The 21,258-nt window shown below is 59.9% G+C and carries 15 protein-coding genes and 1 pseudogene; 5 read left to right on the plus strand and 11 right to left on the minus strand.

The window, feature by feature from the left end:
• Positions 1-8: 8 nt before the first annotated feature.
• Positions 9-1,088, minus strand: a complete 1,080-nt coding sequence (locus PUQ42_RS05535; protein ID WP_273371751.1) for a glycosyltransferase family protein — start codon at positions 1,086-1,088, stop codon at positions 9-11.
• Positions 1,088-1,843 (minus strand): UDP-2,3-diacylglucosamine diphosphatase, encoded by a 756-nt coding sequence (locus PUQ42_RS05540; RefSeq protein WP_273371754.1) that lies wholly within the window; start codon positions 1,841-1,843, stop codon positions 1,088-1,090. Before PUQ42_RS05540 ends, PUQ42_RS05535 begins: the two co-directional genes overlap by 1 nt.
• Positions 1,844-1,916: 73 nt before the next feature.
• Between PUQ42_RS05540 and PUQ42_RS05545 the strand changes: the two genes are divergently transcribed.
• The 3 genes from PUQ42_RS05545 to PUQ42_RS05555 all read left to right on the plus strand — a co-directional run bounded on the left by PUQ42_RS05545 (position 1,917) and on the right by PUQ42_RS05555 (position 4,697).
• A complete protein-coding gene (locus tag PUQ42_RS05545; protein WP_273371757.1) occupies positions 1,917-2,726 on the plus strand; it encodes an AAA family ATPase in 810 nt (269 codons plus the stop codon).
• A gap of 111 nt (positions 2,727-2,837) precedes the next feature.
• Entirely contained in the window at positions 2,838-3,476 is a 639-nt protein-coding gene (locus PUQ42_RS05550) for a nitroreductase family protein (RefSeq protein WP_273371759.1), read from the plus strand.
• A gap of 141 nt (positions 3,477-3,617) precedes the next feature.
• Entirely contained in the window at positions 3,618-4,697 is a 1,080-nt protein-coding gene (locus PUQ42_RS05555) for an alcohol dehydrogenase (RefSeq protein WP_273371761.1), read from the plus strand.
• A 118-nt stretch (positions 4,698-4,815) separates the two neighbouring features.
• Here PUQ42_RS05555 and PUQ42_RS05560 read toward each other — a convergent pair whose 3' ends face one another.
• The 9 genes from PUQ42_RS05560 to PUQ42_RS05600 form a co-directional block, all read right to left on the minus strand.
• Positions 4,816-7,947 carry a DUF4906 domain-containing protein gene (locus tag PUQ42_RS05560; protein WP_273371763.1) on the minus strand — a complete coding sequence of 1,044 codons (3,132 nt, stop codon included), beginning with the start codon at positions 7,945-7,947 and terminating at the stop codon, positions 4,816-4,818.
• Between the two features lie 10 nt (positions 7,948-7,957).
• On the minus strand, positions 7,958-9,742 hold the full coding sequence (locus PUQ42_RS05565; RefSeq protein WP_273371766.1) for a hypothetical protein: 1,785 nt from the start codon (positions 9,740-9,742) through the stop codon (positions 7,958-7,960).
• A gap of 25 nt (positions 9,743-9,767) precedes the next feature.
• Positions 9,768-10,964 (minus strand): fimbrillin family protein, encoded by a 1,197-nt coding sequence (locus PUQ42_RS05570; RefSeq protein ID WP_122120947.1) that lies wholly within the window; start codon positions 10,962-10,964, stop codon positions 9,768-9,770.
• A gap of 15 nt (positions 10,965-10,979) precedes the next feature.
• Positions 10,980-11,924 (minus strand): fimbrillin family protein, encoded by a 945-nt coding sequence (locus PUQ42_RS05575; protein WP_122120945.1) that lies wholly within the window; start codon positions 11,922-11,924, stop codon positions 10,980-10,982.
• 83 nt (positions 11,925-12,007) lie between these two features.
• A complete protein-coding gene (locus PUQ42_RS05580; protein ID WP_273371771.1) occupies positions 12,008-13,096 on the minus strand; it encodes a fimbrillin family protein in 1,089 nt (362 codons plus the stop codon).
• Between the two features lie 53 nt (positions 13,097-13,149).
• The gene (locus PUQ42_RS05585; RefSeq protein WP_273371773.1) at positions 13,150-14,196 is read right to left on the minus strand and encodes a DUF5119 domain-containing protein; all 1,047 of its coding nucleotides are present in this window, start codon (positions 14,194-14,196) and stop codon (positions 13,150-13,152) included.
• On the minus strand, positions 14,193-15,290 hold the full coding sequence (locus PUQ42_RS05590) for a DUF3575 domain-containing protein (RefSeq protein ID WP_273371774.1): 1,098 nt from the start codon (positions 15,288-15,290) through the stop codon (positions 14,193-14,195). The genes PUQ42_RS05585 and PUQ42_RS05590 overlap by 4 nt, the downstream gene beginning before the upstream one ends.
• A gap of 630 nt (positions 15,291-15,920) precedes the next feature.
• A complete protein-coding gene (locus PUQ42_RS05595) occupies positions 15,921-16,460 on the minus strand; it encodes a flavodoxin family protein (RefSeq protein WP_273371776.1) in 540 nt (179 codons plus the stop codon).
• 7 nt (positions 16,461-16,467) lie between these two features.
• On the minus strand, positions 16,468-16,851 hold the full coding sequence (locus tag PUQ42_RS05600) for a nuclear transport factor 2 family protein (protein WP_087405251.1): 384 nt from the start codon (positions 16,849-16,851) through the stop codon (positions 16,468-16,470).
• Between the two features lie 153 nt (positions 16,852-17,004).
• Here PUQ42_RS05600 and PUQ42_RS05605 point away from each other — a divergent pair, with 153 nt between their 5' ends.
• Both PUQ42_RS05605 and PUQ42_RS05610 read left to right on the plus strand, forming a co-directional pair.
• Entirely contained in the window at positions 17,005-17,361 is a 357-nt protein-coding gene (locus PUQ42_RS05605; RefSeq protein ID WP_087311055.1) for a winged helix-turn-helix transcriptional regulator, read from the plus strand.
• A gap of 121 nt (positions 17,362-17,482) precedes the next feature.
• Positions 17,483-21,247, plus strand: a pseudogene (locus PUQ42_RS05610) (CusA/CzcA family heavy metal efflux RND transporter).
• Positions 21,248-21,258 lie beyond the last annotated feature (11 nt).

Consider the following 21,258-nt stretch of genomic DNA (forward strand, 5'->3'; position numbering starts at 1 on the left):
TCGGGATTTTACGATCGGGTCAGAAGTTGCAGAAAATGCCCTTCGGCCGAGTCGACCCAGCGGCGGAACCCCGGATCGGGTTGGGGCCGGCAGGCGAGAAAGGCGTTGAATCGGTCCAGGTCGAAACGATCGGCCGTAATGCCGGCCCCCGAGGCGGCCGCATCGGCGGCATTGATCCGCTGTTCGATGTGGGCCGGGATGAGCATCATCGGCTTGCCGTGGTACATCGCCTCGCAGACCGATTCGAATCCGGCCGTGGTGACGTAGCCCCGGCAGCTGCGCATCATGTCGAGAAAAAGCCGGTCGTCGAGTCGGTGAAGAACCAGACGCCCCTCGGCGTGCCACGTCTCGGGCGAGAGCGGATGGTCCCAGAAGACGTGAACGGAACATTGGGGATGGTTGCCGCACCAGCTGCGCAGATCGCGTGCAAAGCCGTTGTTGACCATGTATCCGAGAATGAAATCCCCGTTCGACGAAACGCCGCTGAGGGCTTCGCGGCGCAGCAGCGGGGGGACGACACGGATGTGGTGGCGAGTGTCGGCCTCGTCGGGCCGGAACGAGAGGGCCAGCAGTTCCGAACATCCGCAGGCCGTCAGTCGGGCATGAAGCCGCAGCAGCCGCCCCTGGATGCCGGTGTGACGGGCGAAGGGATAGCGCGAGTGGTTGAGCAGAAACTGGTGGGCGATGCCCGTCATCGGAATGTGGATCCCGAAGCGGCGGACGGTCAGGCTGGTGAGCAGTTCGTAGAAGTTCACGATCCGGTCGGGGCATAGTTCGCGGATGCGGTCGCGGATCAGGTGCATGCTGCGGTCAAAGGCCCTGGCGCGGCGCGGCGAGAGGTTGCACAGCAGCGTGCGCAGCAGGCTGACGCTGCGGTTCGAGCGGTCGAAGGCAAACTGCGGGGCCTCGAATTCGGTGATCGGAAGGCCGATTTTCCGGACAAAGAACTCCGGCAGACGCCGCTCGGGGCTGCGCCCGACCAGCACCCCGACGATCTCGTGACCGTGGCGGCGCAGCATCGAGGCCAGCGACAGCGCTTGGGTCAGGTGGCCGCGCCCCTCCCCCTGAATGACAAAGAGATAACGCATCACCGTTCGGATTTGTCCTCTTCGTAGCGGAGGATCCGCCACGTGCCGTCGTAGTCTTCGGCCAGAGCTGTCAGCGACTCGACCCAGTCGCCCGAATTGAGGTAGAGCATCTCGCCGATCATCCGCTGGTCGGCCTGGTGGATGTGTCCGCAGATGACGCCGTCGCACCCCTTCTGCCGGGCCACACGGACCAGATGCTGTTCGAAGTCGCTGATGTACGAAACCGACGCCTTGACCTTCTGTTTGATCCGCTGCGAGACGGAGTAGTAGGGCAGGCCGCGCCGCTGGCGGCGGCGGTTGTAGAGCCGGTTGACCCACATGAGCAGCGAGTAGCCCACGTCGCCCGCCTTGGCCAGCCACCGCATCGAGGAGGTCACGTGGTCGAAGACGTCGCCGTGAAGCACGTAGTAACGCTTCCCGCAACTCGTGTAGGTGTAATCCTTCTGAATGGAGATGTTGGCGAACTGAAGCGGCAGGATGCGGTCGAGAAAGTCGTCGTGGTTGCCCCGCAGATAGATGATGCGGGTGTCGTGCTGGAGGTCGAGCAGGCGGCTGATGAAGTTCGTATGGCGGCGTTTCCACTTTTCGCGCCGTCCGCGCAGAAGCTCCCAGCCGTCGATGATGTCGCCGCAGAGGATCAGCGTGTCGCAGGTATGGTACTTCAGAAAACGGTTGGCTTCCTTGGCTTTCGACCATTTCGACCCGAGGTGGACATCGGACATTACGATGGTCTTGAAGTGTTTGGTTTCGGACATCTCACTATTCCTGTTGACACGACAAAGGAATGCGAACGTTTTTTCGCCCGTGCGACATGAATGTGACATTGTTGTGACAAACCGGTGGGACGGCTTCGACGGCCGCAAGGGCGTCGTGATTCTGGCCGCCACGAACCGTCCCGAGAGCCTCGATCGGGCGTTGCTGCGTCCGGGACGTTTCGACCGCCGCATCCAGATGGAGCTGCCCGATCTCGAGGGGCGCCGCTCGGTGACGACGTCCGATCTCGAGGAGAGTGTCGAGACGGTGCTGGCCGGGGCGCAGAAGAAGCATTCGGTGCTCACCGCCGAGGAGAAGCACATCGTTGCCTGCCACGAGATCGGCCATGCGCTGGTGGCTGCCCTGCAGACCGACTCGGCGCCCGTTCACAAGATCACGATCATTCCGCGAACGTCGGGAGCCCTTGGCTATACGATGCAGGTCGACGAGGGCGAACAGGTACTGCTGAGCCGCGAAAACCTCTTCAACCGCATTGCAACGCTGACGGGCGGACGTTCGGCCGAGGAGCTGGTCTTCGGAAGCATCACCACCGGGGCCTCGAACGACATCGAGCAGGCCACGCGGCTGGCCCGCGCCATGGTCTCCCGCTTCGGCATGAGCGACAAGTACGACATGATGGGGCTCGAGACGGTCAACAACGCCTATCTGGGGGGCGACAATTCACTGACCTGCTCCTCGGAGACGGCCGCCGATATCGACCGTGAGGTGTTGCGCATCGTGAAGGAGGCCCACGGGAAGGCTCGGGAGATCCTCTCGTCGCACCGTGCGATCCTCGACGAGGCGGCCGACTATCTCGTGCAGCGCGAAACGATCACCGGCGAGGAGTTCATGCGCATCGTCCGCAAACACACCGCTGCGGCCTGATCCGCGCCGACGACTCCGTCTTTCGATCCCGAAACCGCCCGCCCGGTTTCGGGATCTTGCTTTTCCGCCGGGGATTTTGTAATTTGCGGCGGCAAATCATTCTGAACATATATGGCTGACAACTACCTGGGACGGAAGATGGAGGAGTATCGGGCGCGGGCCGAGGCTCCCGTACACCGGCCCGCCGTGACACTTACCAGACTCTTGCTCCGCAATCGCAGTTACCGGGGGTATGATCCCCGTTTTGTGGTCCGGGTGGACCAGTTGCGGACCCTGATCGAGGTCAATACCCGCATTCCGTCGGCCCGCAACCAGCAGGTGCTTCGCTTTAGACCGGTCCTTGCCGACGAGGCGCCGCAGCTGCTGCCGCTGATCCGCCTCGGGGCGGCGCTCCCCGAACTGCACCTTCCGCTGCCCGGCACCGAACCCAACGCCTTTATCGTCATCTGTTCGACGGTCCCCGAAGATCGCTATGTGGATATCGACCTCGGCATCTCGGCGCAGAGCATGCTGCTGCGGGCTGCCGAGATCGGGCTGAACGGCATCTGCATCGGGGCTTTCAACCCCGCGCGGGTGCGGGAGACGCTCGGCCTGCCTCTCGACCCGCTGCTGATTCTGGCCATCGGCCGGGGTGCCGAACGGATCGAACTGACCGAGATCGCGGCCGGCGAAAGTCATGCCTATTACCGGCGCGAGGGGGTGCACTACGTGCCGAAGGTCCGTCTCGACGATCTGCTGATCGGCCGCTGATCAGCAGATCGGTTCCAACTCCGGCTTCCTCCGTGTCGCTCTTCCCTCCGGGATTGGCGAACCTTCTGAATTCCCTTCTTTTTTTGTGCAATATCGGACGCGAATGGTTATCTTTGCGCGAGATAAAAAAAAGAGGTATTCATGTTAGCCTGCACGTATGTTGAAAAGGGGCGTTTCGAGCTGCTCGACAAGCCGATGCCCCGTTTGCTGGATCCGCGCGATGCGCTGGTCCGCGTGACGCTCGGCAGCATCTGCACGAGCGACCTGCATATCAAACACGGGAGTGTGCCGCGGGCCGTTCCGGGCATCACCGTCGGACACGAGATGGTCGGCGTGGTGGAGGCCGTCGGAGCCGGTGTGACCACGGTCCGTCCGGGGGATCGGGTGGCGGTCAACGTCGAGACCTTCTGCGGCGAGTGCTTCTTTTGCCGCCACGGCTACGTGAACAACTGCACCGATCCCGACGGCGGCTGGGCTCTCGGCTGCCGGATCGACGGCGGTCAGGCCGAATACGTGCGGGTGCCCCATGCCGATCAGGGTTTGACCCCGATTCCCGCCTCCGTGAGTGATTCGCAGGCGCTGTTCGTCGGGGACATCCTGGCTACGGGCTTCTGGGCGGCGCGCATCTCGGAGATCACTCCCGAAGATACGGTCCTGATCCTCGGAGCCGGCCCGACGGGGCTCTGTACGCTGCTTTGCGTGCGGCTTCGGCAGCCCAGACGGGTGATCGTCTGCGAACGGGATCCCGAGCGGCAGCAATTCGTCCGCGACCATTATCCCGAGGTATTGGTGACGGGTCCGGCCGAATGCCGCGACTTTGTCCTCCGTCACAGCGACCACGGCGGAGCCGACCGTGTGCTGGAGGTGGCCGGCGGTGAGGATACCTTCCGTCTGGCGTGGGAGTGTGCACGTCCCAATGCGATCGTGACGGTCGTGGCGCTCTACGACCGGCCGCAGGTGCTTCCGCTGCCCGAGATGTACGGCAAGAACCTCACCTTCAAGACCGGCGGCGTCGACGGGTGCGACTGTGCGGAGATCCTCCGGCTGATCGAGGCGGGCAAACTGGATACCACGCCGTTCATCACGCACCGTTACCCGTTGAGCCGGATCGACGAAGCCTATTACCTCTTCGAGCACCACGACGACGGGGTGATCAAGGTGGCCATCGAACCCGATTCCGATGAAGACTCCCGGAGCGGAGGTCGGGAATGCTCCTTTTGATTCCGGAGCCCGGCTTGACGTCCGCGGATGGTGAAAACGGAAAAGCCGGGAGGCAGATCGAAGGATCTGCCTCCCGGCTTGTTTTCCGGAAGAGTTTGCGGTTGTTCCGCCCGTCGGTTTATTTGATATCTTTCACGCAGCGGATCGAGGTGGCGTTGCTGGGTTGTGAGATGGTAACGTGATTGCCGGTGCAGTACCACGATATGCCCCAGTCGTAGAATTTGCCCAACTCTCCGAATGAATAGGAGGTATTGACGAGCGAATACCGGTTGTTCCACCAGTTCGTATTCACATCCGACGTGATGTAGTTCGACATCAGACTGGCCTCACGGATATTCGGAGCACGGTATCCGTCGGGACAGGGCGATTCGCCGCGTTCGATCATATCTTTCAGGGCGTTGTAGCCGCCGGTGAAGGTCACCAGCGGACCGGTTTCGAATGCGGGATAGACGCGGGCCGATTCCGAGTACTCGTCGCCGGGTTCCAGTTCGCGGGAGGTGTAGTAACGGGTCGATTTTTTGTTGACCCGCGACATGTCGAACTTGTAGACCGATGTGGAGTTATTGTTCTCCTCGACGGTTTGAAAGCGGATCGAGTATTCGGGCGTGTGGTTGACGTCGTTCATGGCGGCCACGGCTTCGGACTCGCTGGCGGGGTCCATACCCAGGTTGCGAACACAGCGGACGGTGTATCGGCCTGGTTTTGCATCGTTGCCCGTGCTGTATTGCTGGTAGGCACTCGTCGAGAGTCCCTCTTCGGCCCAGAGCATGGTGGGGTAGTTGGCCAGAGCGGAGCCACCCCAACGCGTGCTGCTGATGATGTGGCGGCGCCAATAGATCGAACCGTTTTCGTCCGTGTCATTCTTTCCGTAACCGTTGTAGCGGTCGTAGAGTTTGGCGTCGTTCGAGAGGCCCTGATCGCCGACGTAGAGCGCCGTCAACTGCTGGATCGACGCCAGATACCATTTGATTTCCGAGGCCTCGATGACGCCGTCGCCGTCTTCGTCGCGGTTGCGCATCAGACAGGTATAGCGGGCTGTCGCAATATTGTCATCGTCCTTGAGGAAGAGTTGTTCATGGTCGTTCTCGCGGTCGTAATCGAGGTAATCGTTCCACTGCTTGTAGCTGAAGTTCCCGTTTCCGTCGGTCAGTTCCCAGAGTCGGGCCGTGTTGTAGAGTCCGTTCGAGCGGGAGGTATTGCCGAAGTCCATCCAGTTGTAGGACTCGGTACCGTGGCGTTCGGTGCGGTTGTAGAACCAGAGGTGTCCTTCGGTTTCGTCGATTGTCTCGCCGCCCCAGGCCGTGCTGAGCTCCTCGTTCGTGGTGTCGAAGATCGACTGGATCGAGTGCTGACGGATGGTCACGACGCTGCCGGTCGTAGAACTGTCGCCGTCGGCGCTGAAATCCGTGTCGCAGAGGATGTGCATCGTACGGTTGGGCTGGTTGATGAACTCCTTCCAGAGCGTCGACCTTACCTCGCCCGAGATGGGGTCCTTGTCGTAGTAGTATTCGTCGACGAAGATCGTAGCGTAGATCCGGTAGCGGTTGTAGATGTCCGGACGGTCGGGGTATTGCCGCTTGAGTTCGGGATCTTCCTCCAGACGGAAGTCGTTCGGCCGGTTGTTATCGAAGAGGGTCTTCTGCTCGCGGATGTAGCTGCAGAATTCGATGACGTCCATCACCTCGTCGGGGTGGTAGCTCCGGTTGCGGTGGCTGTACTGCCCCGAGGGCTCGATCTCGTTGATGCGGAACGTCACCCACTTGTAGTCCAGACCGTTCGGGATCTCGGCGCCGTTGACTACCTCGGGCATGCCCTCGCGGCCGAACGGAGTCTTTACGTACCAGGTGACATCCTCCGAGGTGATCGACTCCTGGTCGAAGGCGAAGACACGCTGGCCGTAATGGGCGTCGAAGGTGTAGATCGACTCCTTGGCGATGTAGACGTGTCCCGTGGCGCCGGATTCATTCTCGACGTTGGTCGACACCTCGACCTGAATGTTCTCCACGCCCTTGATGGTGACGGTATAGGTGTAGTGCGTGTTGCGCTTGACACCGAAGTCGCTCAGGTCGTTGGCAATGTCTCCCAGGTGGATGTAGTAGACAACCGAAGCGTTGAGTGTCTGAGTTTTGGCCTCCGAGCTGACGTCGACATCCATGACCACTTCGCCCTTGATGACCAGATAGGTGGCCGTCTCGGGGGCATACTCCCACAATCCGTTTGTCGTATCGTAGGCCCCTGCCTCATCCTTGATCCGTTTGTCGCGCAGATGGTATTCCGGAACGCTCTTTTTGGCTGCGGGCCGGTTTTCGTAGGCATAGAACGAGAACCCGTAGACGGGAGCCGTGACAGTCGTCTGCGTTCCGTTGCCGTTGACGTAGGAGAAACTCTCTTCGGTCTGGGTTTCGAAGTTGACCTCGGGGCTGTCGAAGAATCCGCTATCTGCGTCGTAGCCGCCCGCGTCCGTAACGGGATGTTCGACCAGGAACGAACCCTTGGGCAGGTTGACAACATGCCACGATTCGGGAGTGAACCCCTTGATCCGCTGAATGGTCTCCGTACCTCCGTTGTCGACGTGGGTTTCGTTGCCGACGGCGGGACGGATGCGGACTTCGATCTTCGAATCCATGCGGGTCAGCGGTATTTCGACCTTGCCGCCCGTTTGGGAGGTGATTCCGTTTTCGGTAATGGTGATGTTTTCGGCCAGACCCGTCATGGGGAACATGCCGTTGCGGGAGGTGATCTCCTGATTGAGCACGGCCGCCATGGCCTCGAGTTCGGCGCGCGTACGGATGAAGCTGAACTTATCGGCCGAGATGTTGAACATGTCGGTATCGAGGTTGGCCACCAGGTAGAAGGTACCGCCCGAGAGCTGGGGAATCTTCATGCGTATCGTACCGCGGGTCTGCTCGCCTTCATTCATGAGGTTGTCGACCATCCAGCAGTTGACGTTGGCCGCAACGACCTCGGGGCGGGTCGACCGTTTGTTGTCGTAGTCGAAGTAGTGGCCGTAGACGCGGTTCCCGTTGCGGTCGAAGAGGAAGACATAGAGGTTCGAGACGCGCGATTCGGCAATCAGACCGAGCGTCGAGCGGGTGGTGACCTGAATTTTCTCGAAATCGGTGTATCCGAAATCGAGCGTGGCCCATACCTCGCCTTCGGAGAGTTTCGAGGCATCGAGTTCAGGCTCCTTGACGCAGCCTGCGGTCAGCAGGCCGAGCGTCGACAGACAGAGTATTATGAATCGTTTCATACGCGCAGAATCAATTGAAGGTTATCTCGCCGCCGCCGATTTCCCAGTCGTTGACGTAGAATTCGAAGTCGCCCTTGTCGGGGTTGTACGACACCTCGACAAGCACGCGGATGAAGTCGTTGCGCTGGATTTCGTGCACGTCGCTCACCACGCCGCTCGTCTTGTCGATGGTTCGCAGGATGACCTGTTCGCGGGTACCCAGTCCCGAGACTTGTTCAACCGGGTAGAGCATGAAATTCGAGCCGCTGCCATGGCCGCAGACCACGCCGTTGTTCCAGTTGTAATAGATGTAGGCATAACGCGACGACCACGGCCTTGCATTGTAATAACTGGTCGAGCGGAAGTTGAAGTTGCCGTAGCTTCCGCTGACGTTGAACGTATCGGCCGAACTGGTCCAGCCGACGGTCTCCAGACGGTAGTATTCGCTGGTGGAGGTGATTTCCTCGATGTACTTTCCGGTCTGGACATTGCGCAGGTAATAGCCCGAGCTGCTGCCGTCCCAGACGAGCTCCCAGACATAGTTGTAGTAGTAGTTGTTTGCGGCGCACTGATCGAGGATCTGCTGCGGAGTGTTGCTGCCGCTTGAAGCGTAGACCGCATCGTTCTGGTCGTAGAGATACGAATCGGCATCGCTGCGCTTGATCAGGAAGTAGGGGCCCTGGTTTGTCAGGTCGCTAGTATTCGTGATGTTCCTGCCGTTGTTCTTGAGTTCGTAGCGGGTGAGGTCCTTGTTTCCGTAGTTGACCCCGATCGTGTAGGTGTAGTTGTTCACCTCGTCGCGGCTTTCGTAGATCAGTCCGTCGAAGAGCGTCGTGACTCCCATATTCTTGGTGACGACGGTATTTTCGACGAAGGGAACGAGTGCATTGGCGTCGGTTGTGACCGGAGCCCCCTTGCCGCTGTTTGCGTTTGCGACCTCATCGGTATAGTTCTCGCCGTTGGCCCTCGAGAAGAGGTAGCAGGCCGACTGGGTGAAGTTGTCGCTCATCGAGAGCTCCTCGACCGTCAGCGGCAGCTCGCTGTAGTTGCAGATGTCAATTTTCACGCGGGCGCACGTGTGCTTGAGTTCGGCGCTCATGCGGTTCGTACCGGAGATGAGATTCAGCGTCTGCGTGGTGCTCAGCGGGATGGAGACACTCCCGGGGCGTACGTAGGGGGCGTATTGCTGGTTATTCTGGTCGGTTTTGACGGGGATTTGCAGCACCAGATCATAGAAGTTGCCGCACTCCTGGCGGAAGTTGCTGATTCCGGTTGCCGGAGTCTGTTGAAAACGCTCTGTCAGGTTGCGGATCTGCCGGGCGATTCCGGAGTTCCCGAACTGATCCGATTCAGAGTAGTTGGCCACGGCGAGCAGGACATAGGTGCCGCGGGTGAGCTTCTCGGCCAGACCGTGCTTCGGCGAGTTGTAGTTGAACGTCACGCGGACGATCTTCCCGGACTTCAGCGCGGGATCGACCTTGCCGGTAGCCTCGTTGACAAAGCCGTTTTCGGCATCCCGATCGTCGTATGTCGAGAGCGAGGCCTGCTCGTCGGGATAGATGTTGCGGTAGGCCACGAGCCGGTTTTCGAGGTAGTTGATCAGGAAGAGCGAGACGTGGCGGATGGTGTTGTCGTCGGCGTCGTTGGCCCGGGATGCGGAGGCGATCAGGGCCGAGAAGTCCGACGTCAGGACCAGACTGGCCGGTTCGCGGGGCGAGTCGGGGGTCACGGGACTGACCTCTTCAGCCTGCTGGCACCCGATGAGGGCCGCCAGGAGCATCGGAACGAGATAGCGTATGGAGAGTTTGCCGTACATGATGGTTGCTGAATTTGGGGCGTTGTCAGAAGACGATGCTGTGTGACGATTCGCGTTCGTTCCAGTCGGCGACCGTCAGATCGAGGATGAGGTTGGTTTCGGTGATCGAGATCGTATAGGTATACCGTTTTCCGGGGAGGTATTCCGTACTTTCGACCACGGAGCCGTCGCTGGCCTTGATGCGCTCGGTCACCTTGGGAATGGAGACACGATAGACGCCCTCTTCGCCGCTCTGGGTCGTGAAGCAGAACTGCAGGTTTCCGGACGATTGCTGGGGGAGGATCAGCACCCAGCCGTTGTTTTGAGCGAAGAGTTCACCCTCCGAGGTCCCGGTCCGGGTGTAGGCCATGGCCGGGGTTGAGGTTCCGGCCGTAGGGTCCGCCGAAAATTCGACACCCGAGTTTTTCCAGTAATAGATCCGTTCGGTGACGGGCGGATTGTAGCCGTTGATCCAGGAGATGCTCTCCTCGTCGGTCTCCGATCCGTAGGCGAGGATTCCGGAGGTGGCGAAGTCGCGCGAATCGGCGTTCTGAAGCCAGCACGAAGTAAGGTAGTCGGTGTTCGAATAGGTGGCCTTGACGAGGAACCGGACGGCCGCCAGACCGTGACTGAATCGGAGTGCGACGGGCTGATTGAGGTCGACCTGCGGATCGGTCGTGTTGACGTAGTTGTAGGCCAGCAGCAGATCCTCCTGCATGTCGTGGGTCGGGTATTCGATGACGAAGGTCGAGGCCGTGGCCGACGAGATGACGTTGTCGCCGATCTGCTCGGGGTAGTAGGCGCGGAACTTGTATTGGCCGCCCTTGAACCAGTAGAGGTCGTTTCCTTCGTAGTTCCAGTCGCTCCATGGGTTCCCGTTGGCCTTTTCGGCATAGATGAGCCGGGTGCCCGCAAAGATATTGCGGTTGGTCTTCTCGTTGCCCTGGCTGTCGGTATAGGTGTAGTCGGCCCAGATACCGATGGCCTGACCTTCGCCGCCGTTCCCGGTCGGGGCGCAGGCCTGTTCGAGGGTGATCCAGTCGCGATCGGTGTAGGGATTCCCCTCATCGTCGAATTCGGGGCCCACGAGCGAGCGGGAAGAGGGAGAGTCGACGCTTTCCACCTTCCAGCTGATGGGCACGGTTCCGGCTTCGGGCATCGAAGCTCCTCCGGTATCGGGGTTGGAGCAGCTCCACGCCGCAACCGAGAGGATCGGAATCAGGTATTTGAATGTTCGTATCATGCGTGTCGGGCGTTTTTATTCGAGTTGTGAGGGATTTTCGGGAATTACCTCGACGCCGGCCGGGCTGACGGCCAGCGTGAAGACGTAGTGGCGGCCGGCTTCGAGCGTAATCTTGAGGGGCAGGTCCTTCTCCTCTTGGTTGAGACGGCCGCCGGCCGGGGTCACAAACTGATAGACGACGTTGATCGTGCCGTCGAACTCCTGGGGGATGATGCGCCGTGCGGAGCCGACGATCTGCGGCGTATATACCGCCTCCTGATCGCCTTCGAAGAAGAGAAGACGCTCATCTGCCGGATTCTCGAGCGTCCACTTCGGCTCGGGCAGCGACTGGAAGCGGCCCTTCAGCGCGATTCCGGCGAGCGTAATGCTGCGGACATAGACGCGTGTGGATTCGTACCCCGAGACGCTGCGTACCCGGAAGTCGACTTTGCAGAGTGCGGGGATCATCGGCAGGGGGATGATCCCGCCGTTGTGGCTTTTGGCCAGATCGGTCTGGGGCTCGGTGTAGTGGAGGTCGCCGGGGTCCGACGAGGTGTCCACTTCGTCGAAGACGACGCCTTCCGACGGAGTGCAGGCTGTGGCGGCCTCGAACGGTGCAAACCCGATGCAGGAGAGCGTGTACTGATCCGACGGCCAGTCCAGTTCCGGGTCGGGATACCAGAGGTTTCCGTTCCGGACGAGACGTTCCATGGCCAGATAGCTGTCGGCGCTTTTGGCTTCGGCTTTCCAGGAGGACTCTTTGTCGAGCGACCAGCCGCTGACCCCGAAATGGTCTTCGATGGAGTAGGCTGCGGCGGCGTCCTCCGGGGCGGCGTCCGAGCGTACCTGTGCCTGCATGACGGGTTCGAACGCGAGCCTTACGACGGGATCGTGATGGTCGCGGTCTTCATTCACGCAGCCGGCGCCGATCAGCGAGGCGGCAGCCGAAGCGAGAAGGATCCGAAAGAGTGGGTTTTTCATGCTTGTCAGGTCTTTAGGGCCTGCGGCGGGTATCACCCCGTCCGCAGGCAAATTGCGGAATAGGTTTCGCCTCCGCGGGCGGATTACAGGTTGATGCCGGGCTCGACGGTCACATCCTCCCAGTTCTCGACAATGGGAGCGAAGGTGATCTTGTCCAGACCGAAGATAATGCGGTAGGTGTAGCGCTTGTTGGGCTCCCAGGCCTTGGCATTCGTCGTGCTGTTCAGATTGAAGGTCTCCGTAGCCTCGATCGCGCCCGAAGCGGCCGTTTCATAGGTGTAAACAATCTCGACAACGGCAGCGGTGTTGCTTTCGAACGACTGCGGAAGCAGGATCAGATCGGCAGCGCCCGTGGGCTCCGTGTAGGTCGCTCCATCCTCGGGCACAGCGAATTCACCCGTGAATGCGACATACTGGGCATCTGCATTGCCGGTTGCCTTCCAGGCGGGAGTGCGGGTCGTCGTGCCGTCGGTCAGCGTCTCGTTGAAGTTACCGGCATTGTAGACATTCTTGATCGTGATGCTCTTGATCTTGAAGTCGATGTCGGCTCCCGTCGAGTAATTCTCCTTGGTGCCGACCTTGAAGACGATCGACGACAAGGCGTGGTGGAAGACGATGTCGACCCCGTCATAGGTATTCGTAGCACTTCCCGAGTAGTTGTTGTCCGAGCTGGTGCGGTTGTAGGCACGGTCGCTGTACATCAGGTCGTACTGATCGCCGATTGCGGGAACCGTAAATCCGGCGATCTGCAGACCCTCGGCCGTGTGGGTGAAGGTACCTGCGGCATCGGCCGGCGAGTAGGCGGCAAAGGTCAGCTTACCGGTTTTGGGCCAGAAATAGTCCGTTGCCGGGGCCCAGGTGTTGCCCTCTTTGGCTACCGTGATGGGTTTGCCGTCGGCCTGGGTCATGTAGTTGGTCCACGCGTTGCCCGAGTCACCGAAGGTGGTGTAGTCCCCTTGGTGATACCAACCCCAGACGTTGAATTTTTCGTCGACAGGATAGGCTGCCGAGTTGTCGATCTCGCCCGGGATGGCACGGGTCGAGGCACCTACGGCCGGAGCTTCGAACGTGATCTTTGCGTCCGACGCACCGAACGTTTCGGCCGGTTCGTTCTTCACGCAGCCGGAGAGCACGATGCCTGCCGCAGCTGCCAAAAGCAAAACTTTTTTCATAAAATAGAACATTAAAGAGTGAATTGAAATAATATCTGTTATCCGTGTGATTATCAGATGATAATATCGGTCTCTATGTCTTCCCAGTCGTCGACGCCCGGAGCGAATCCGTCTCCGCTTCCTTCGGGCTCTTCGGGTTCGGGGATGTTGAGCACCTGGTCGAGCAGGATCCACTGGTGTTCGATGGCATCGGGTTCGGAGAATTTGTCCGTAATGTCGATCGTGGTGGTCAGGGCGCGGCCGTCGGTGGTGCGGACGTCAAACGTAATGGAGAGTTCGTTGTTCACGTCGGGCAGTTTGCCGAAGGTGTGGAATGTCGTGTAGATGAACGGTTCGTTGGTGTCGAGTCCGCCGCGCTGCATCTCGAAGTAGACCGTGACGGGATCCTCTTCGCGGGCCTGTCCGTCGTTGAGCGTGGCCGACCCGGCCATGCCGGTCACCAGACCGACGGCCGAGGAGATCCACTGAGCCCCCTTGACACGGATCTGTAGGTAGTACGACAGCACGATGCTCTGGGCCGTGAAGTGGTCGCCATCGACACTGCGCAACGTGTCGACCTCCTCCTTCGGGGCAATCGTCAGACCGGGATGCTGGTCGACAAAGAGGTGGTCGGGGCCGTAGACGATCCGCTCCTCGTCGCCTCCGGCACGTACGGAGAGCGATTGCCGCAGCACGGTGGAGATTTCGTTCGTACGGGCCACGGCTTCGTGGTAGAGGTGGCTTTGGTCGATGATCGTCGTCTCGGTGCCGAAGTTGTAGGTCAGCAGCCGGTAGTCGCCGGGTTCGGCGACGATGTAGCCGTCGTAGTAGACGCCGCGGGCATCGGTATGTCGGTTGCGCAGGTAGCGTTCGGCGGCGATTTGACCGGTTGTCAGATCGTAGAGGGCGACACGGAACATTTCGGGTGTCGCGTAGTCGGGTTTGACGAGCGAGGAGTTGTAGAATCCCGTCGTGACGTTCTTGATCTTCTCGTCGATGTAGACCCGGACGTAGTGCGTATTGCCGGCGTCCACGAGCGGACGGCGTTCGCAACGGGTCGTAAGCAGGGCCGTCGCGAGCAGGGCGGCGGTCGCGGGCAGTAAAGTGATCGAGCGTTTCATCGGTTACCTCCTTTCACCTTGGTTTTGACGAGCAGGGGCACGCTGAGCGCCACTTCGATCTTCGTGGGACCGAAATAGTGCCAGACACCCGATTTGTTGCGGTCGCGGATCAGCAGTTCCCAATCATCGGTGGGGTTGTAGTGGCGGTAGGGGATACGCGCATAGCCGGCCGAGATGGAGAATTCAAGATTGACGCGTTTGGCAATGGGCATGGAGTATCCGTAGGTGAGACCCGCGCTGAAGAATTCGCCCTGATAGCAGAAGGTCTTGTTGGCCTGCAGGTCGAACTTTCCGCCCATGCCGTAGAGTCCGAGGAAATGGCCGACCAGGGCATCGCGCTGGACTCTGCGCGGGGTTTCGGGTTGGGTTTTGGGCTTGAACCACCAGCGGAATTCGCCGCCGAAGGAGAGCAGCTGCAGACAGTAGCGGTTGCTGCCGGTGAGCCACCAGGGGCAGTGGTGTTCGTAGAGGATCGAGAATTTTTCGTTGAAGGGAACCTCGATTGCGAAGTTGAGCGCCGTTGCTGCATCATACAGCATATTGGTCTTCAGCGCCACGATGGTTCGTTTCTTCCAGGCGGCCGTATCCTGCTGCCCGATGCCGGCAAGGGGCGTGAGCGGACTCTTGACGGGCTCTTCCACGGCGAACTCCACCGGTTTGCCTACGGGATTCTGCTGCGGCTTCTGCCAGATGCAGATCCAGGTGGCCAGACGCAACCGGGGCATGTGGTTGCGGATAATATATTTATAGGTGTAACCGTTGTCGAGTTGCTGAAGTCTCCATTTTTTGGTATCGTTGCGCACGGGAGCTTCGAGGATGGCGAGTACCTTGTCGCGGTCGTTGCGATGGTAGTTGGCCTCGAGTTCCCGGGTCAGGCCCTCCCAGTTTTCGTTCATCGGGCAGAGCCGGATGCGGTCCGCGTTGAAATTCCGATCTGCAGGAATGTGCGCAAGGACGAAACGCCGGGCGGCTTCGGCACGTTTGCGGGCCAGCCAGACGTTGTGCTCGTAGACGCCTTCGGGTGAGGCGTAGGCATAGATGGTGATGCTGTCGATGTGCGGTGAATTGGCCAGATAGTGCCGGATTCGGTCCATCTGCCACCGGTTGTCGAGATACTCCTCATCAAGATCGATCCGGTCTCTCCAGTAGTAGAGAGCGAATCGGTCGACGATACACGATGAGTCAGCCTTTATCGGGTCGGAAAAATTCCCCCCCCCTCCACGGGATGGAGCCGGTATTTCCCGACTCATGGCCGGAAGAGCAAGACCCACCAGACAAATGAGTGCAAGTGTCGTATTGATCCGCATAAGAAAGTAACTTCTTCTCCGGAAATACTGAGCCACTGTCATTCATCACGCATCCCGGAGGAAATTACCTTTTCTCTCGGGCTGAGTATAGGTCTCGGAGGTTTAGGACTGCAAAGATATGCAATATTCCTGTAATGATCAATTTTTTCTTCTCCTAAATGGCCCTTTTTCATATTAATACGAAAAACAGGCCATAAAATGAAAGAAAAAGTTGCGAAAAGTTTCGAAAGAAACCGTTTGAAGGATTTGAACGGCTCTGATTTGGGCGCCGGTCTGTTCCGCGGTACCGCTGTCGGGCCCCGCTGCGGGATATTCATCCGGTTCCCGTGCACCTAAAAGGCGGGCGCTCACCGAAGGCCCGGATCCCGGCATCATCGCATGAGCGCCCGTCAGGACATCACCAGGTCGGTTCGTCACTCAGAACTTTCCGGCCAGTTCGGCCGCCTGTCGGCAGCCGTCGGTTCGGTCGATGTCGCCTTCGTTCAGCACGCCCGGGATGAGCACTTCGCCGACCATCTCCCATTGGAGCAGTGCTGCGGTGCGTTCCATCGGGATCCGCACGCCGTCCAGCACCGACATCTCCTCCTCCTCGCAGCAGGCGATCAGGGCGCATTTTTTGCCGGCGACGGACTTCCCGCCCACGACGAGCGAGAAGAGACAGTCGATCACCGCCTTGATCTGTGCCGGAATGGAGTACCAGTAAACGGGCATGGTGAAGACGACGGCATCGGACGTGAGGATCGACGAGGCGATGGCATCAAACTCTCCGTTGAACGAGCAGGCCTTGCCCGTCTTGTAGCAGGTCATGCAGGCGTGGCAGCCGCCGATCTTGAGAAAGGCGGCGTCGAAACGTTCGACCGAGTGCCCGAGTTCGCGGGCTGCGCGGATGAAGGCATCGGTCATGGCAAAACTGTTGCCGTTTTTGCGGGGACTTCCCGTGATTACCGTCATTTTCATGGGGCTCTTATTTTTGAATGGTATCCGAATTCTGGTTGTAGGCCTTGGCCACGCAACGCCATTCACCGTCGATCTTCATCAACAGCAGGTAGTCCGTGAAGTCGATGCGTCCGCCCCATTTCTCCTCCAGCACGCGCACGACGGCCAGTGTCTCCTCGACGTCGAGGACGTCGATGCGCGCCTTGAACGACTCTCCGGCCGGTACGGTGTCAACGTTGTGGTAGAATTGCTCGATGGAGCCGTGTTCGAGCCGGCCGTCCAGATAGCCGAACAGCACGGCCTCGTCGATAAACAGTTCGCGGGCCGGGCGGCTGTTGCCTTCGGCGACGCTCTGCACGAATTTTCGGGCGGCCGCTTCGACGGCCCGATACGTTTCGATGCTTGCTCTCATGGGAAACAGGTATTGGTTTTACACGGACAAAATTACGCAGAACCGGCCGGCGAATCAAGTACCGAAAAATGTTTCGGCTACTGAAAAATTATTCGGTGTATCCCTGATATCGGGGGATATTCCTATCTTTGCGTTGAGAAAAGAAGGAGTGCCATGTACGAACGCAAGATACCCGTAGATCTGGATTGCCCGCTGCGGCTGACGATGAGCCTGATGGACTCGAAATGGAAGTCGTGTATTCTGGACGAACTGCGCCACGGGGCGCTTCGCCCGAGCGAGCTGCACCGGAATCTTCCCGAGGCGACCCCGCGGGTTCTGGACCTGCAGCTCAAGGAGCTGGTCGAGGACGGTCTGGTGACCAAGACCATCTATGCCGAATTGCCGCCGCGTTCAGAGTATGCGCTTTCGGAGCTGGGCGCAACGCTGCTGCCGATCATCGACTCGATGATCGAGTGGGGGCAGCGCAATGCCGCGCTCTTTGAGCGTAAATACGGCCGACAGCGGCTGTAAGTTGTTGCGGTTCGGGGGGGGACTGAAGACCGTCAGGACGGAAAATGGTATTTTCCGCCTTTTTTTTGCACCATGTGACACTTGATTGTGTGTTTTTGTGCGAAATCCATATTACCACAGTATGTTTAAAACCATAGTTCGCTTTGCGGTTACGAAAAAGCTCTCTTCATCGGGTTGACGATGCTTTTCCTGCTTGCGGGAGGCATCTATGCGATGTTGACGTTGCCGGTTGATGCCGTGCCGGACATCACCAACAACCAGGTGCAGATCGTGACTGTTTCACCGACGCTGGTTCCCCAGGAGGTTGAGCAGCTGATCACCTTCCCGATCGAAGTGGCAATGAGCAACATCATGAATGTCGAGGAGATCCGTTCCGTGTCGCGTTTCGGGTTGTCCGTCGTGACGGTTGTCTTCAAGGAGAGCGTTCCGATCCTCGATGCGCGCCAGTTGATCAACGAACAGATCCAGACCGTGGCCGGCGAGATCCCGCCCAAACTCGGCACGCCGGAGATGATGCCCATCACCACGGGTCTGGGCGAAATCTACCAGTATACGCTCGATGTGGCTCCGGGCTACGAAGACCGTTACGACGCCATGGAGTTGCGTACGATCCAGGACTGGATTGTCAAGCGACAGTTGTCGGGCATTCCGGGCATTGTCGAGATCAACAGTTTCGGCGGTTACCTCAAACAGTACGAGGTGGCCGTGGATCCCGATGCGCTCTATTCGCTCAACATCACCATCGGGGATGTCTTCGAGACGCTGAGCCGCAACAACCAGAATACGGGCGGCAGCTACATCGAAAGGGTCAACCGGGCCTACTACATCCGTTCGGAGGGAATGATCTCGTCGCTGGACGACGTGCGACAGATCGTCGTGGCCAACCGCGGCGGCATCCCGATCCATGTGAGTGATGTGGCGACGGTGAAGTTCGGTTCGGCCAAACGCTTCGGCGCCATGACGCGCGACGGCAAGGGTGAATGCGTGGGCGGCATCGCCATGATGCTCAAGGGTGCGAATGCCAACGTGGTGACCCGGGAGTTGGAGTCGCGGGTCGCGAAGATCCAGAAGATACTGCCGGAAGAGGTCACGATCTCGCCCTATCTGAACCGTTCGGAGCTGGTCAACCGCAACATCTCGACCGTCATCCGCAATCTGATCGAGGGGGCGATCATCGTCTTCATCGTGCTGATCGTCTTCCTGGGCAACGTCCGGGCCGGACTGATCGTGGCGTCGGTGATCCCGCTGGCGATGCTCTTCGCCTTCATTCTCATGCGTCTGTTCGGGGTTTCGGCCAACCTGATGAGTCTCGGCGCCATTGACTTCGGTATCGTGGTCGACGGTTCGATCTTGATTGTCGAGGGTATTCTGGCTCACCTCTACGGCCGTCAGAACCTCGGCCGGACGCGGGCAGCGTGGTGCGCTCGGCAACCTTCGCCGTGGTCATCATCCTGATCGTCTTCTTCCCGATCCTGACGCTGACGGGCATCGAGGGCAAGTACTTCACGCCGACGGCCAAGACGCTGGTATTCTGTATTATCGGAGCGCTGTTCCTCTCGCTGACCTACGTGCCGATGATGTCGTCGCTCTTCCTCAAGCGGCGCATCCAGGCCAAACCGACGCTTGCCGACCGCTTCTTCGTATGGCTGAACCGCATCTACCAGCGGTGTCTGAGTGTCTGCCTGCAGTTCCGCTGGGCGACGGTCGGCGTGGCGGTGGCGGCCTTCATCGGGAGCCTGCTGCTCTTCACGCGTCTGGGCGCCGAGTTCATCCCGACGCTCGACGAGGGGGACTTCGCCATGCAGATGACCCTTCCGGCGGGCAGTTCGCTGACGCGGAGCATCGCCGTTTCGGAACACGCCGAGAAGATCCTGATGGACAACTTCCCGGAGATCAGGCATGTGGTGGCGACGATCGGTACGGCGGAGGTTCCGACCGACCCGATGGCCGTGGAGGATGCCGACGTGATGATCGTCATGAAGCCCTTCGAGGAGTGGACCAGCGCAAGGTGGCCGACCTGAACCTCGACCGGCTCTTCATCCGCACGTCGGACGGCATCCAGCTTCCGGTGAGCGAGGTGGCGACGATCGATCTGGTGAACGGTCCGCTGCAGATCAACCGCGATGCCACGAAACGGCGCGTGGTGATCGGTGTGAACGTGCGTGATGCCGACATCCAGCAGGTGGTGGCCTCCATCCGGGAGAGCCTCGAGCGGAACGTCTCGCTCAAACCGGGCTACTACTTCGAATACGGCGGACAGTTCGAGAATCTGCAGAATGCCATCCGCACGCTGCTGGTGGTGATTCCCGTGGCGCTGCTGCTGATCCTGCTGCTGTTCTTCGCCTTCAAGAGCGTGACCTATACGCTGGTGGTCTTCTCGACGGTGCCGCTGTCGATCATCGGCGGCATCCTGGCCCTGTGGCTGCGGGGACTTCCGTTCAGCATCTCGGCCGGAGTGGGCTTTATCGCCCTGTTCGGCGTGGCCGTGCTCAACGGTATCCTGATGATCAACCAATTCAATGCCTTGCGTGACATGACACCCTATCCACTTTCAACGCGCCGCGTCATTGCACGCGGTACGCAGCATCTGCTTCGTCCGGTCTTCCTGACGGGTCTGGTTGCCTCGCTGGGCTTCGTCCCGATGGCCATCGCCACGACGGCCGGTGCCGAGGTGCAGCGCCCGCTGGCCACGGTGGTGATCGGCGGACTCTTCGTTTCGACGCTGCTGACGCTCTTCGTCGTGCCGGTCTTCTACAAACTGGTCGGCGAGGCCTCGCTGCTGCGTCGCCGGCCGCTGTTCCGCCGCCTCTTCCCGCTGCTGCTTCTGCCAATGTTGCTGCTGCAGCCGCTGCAGGGCCACAGCCAGGAGCGCGTAACGCTGGACGAGGCCGTTGAAATGGCCGTTGCGAACCACCCGCGCCTGCAGTCGGCCGACGTGGCCATCGAGCGCACGCGGGCCATGCGCGGCGAGTCGTGGGAACTGGCCCCGACGACGGTCGACTATTCGTTCGGCCAGCTCAACGGCACGGAGCGCAACGACCGTGAGATCAGCATCACGCAGTCGGTCGGCTCGCTGCTGACGCCCTTCTACAAAAATGCGTTGGCCCGCCGGCAGATCGAAACCGGAGGCCACTGCAAGGAACTGGTTCGCCGCGAGGTTATGGCCGAGGCCAAACGGACGTGGTCCTGCTACCTCTATACACAGGATCTGTGCCGCCTCTACGCCGATCAGAATGCCCTGGCCGCGGAGTTGTCGCGTACGAGCCAGCTGTGCTACGAACAGGGCGACATCACGCGCCTGGAGTTGAGCATGACGGCGACGATGGCCGCCGAGATGCGCAACAGGCTCTTCCAAGCCGAGGAGGAGCACAAGGTGGCGGCCGATCTTCAGCGCAGCTACTACGACTCGCAGGTGCGCGAAGCGGAGGCCCGGGTCAAGGTGGAGAAGAGCCGCTTTTTCCCGGAGTTCTCGCTGGGTTACCAGCGGCAGAACATCCTTCCGGACAAGGGGCTGAACGCCTATGTGGTGGGAGCATCGTTCCCGATCTTCTTCAATTCGCAGCACAGCCGGATCCGCCAGGCGAAGGCCGATGCCCGTATCGCCCGCAACGAGGCGGAGATGAACCTGCGCACGGTGACCAGTCGGGTGACCGAGCTCGAAGCCTCGCTGCGGCGTTACGGCGAGAGCCTGCGCTACTACACGGAGTCGGCGCTTCCGGAGGCCGAGACGCTCATCCGCGCCGCCAAGCTCCAGTTGGCCAACAGCGAGACGAGCATTGCCGAATATATCCTGAGCCTCAATACGGCGCTTGAGATCCGCCGGGGCTACGTCGAAACGCTCAACCAGTACAATATTGCCGCACTCGAATACGAATTATACCGCTAAAAACAAGTCTT

The organism is Alistipes megaguti, assembly GCF_944320325.1.
Classification (GTDB): domain Bacteria; phylum Bacteroidota; class Bacteroidia; order Bacteroidales; family Rikenellaceae; genus Alistipes; species Alistipes megaguti.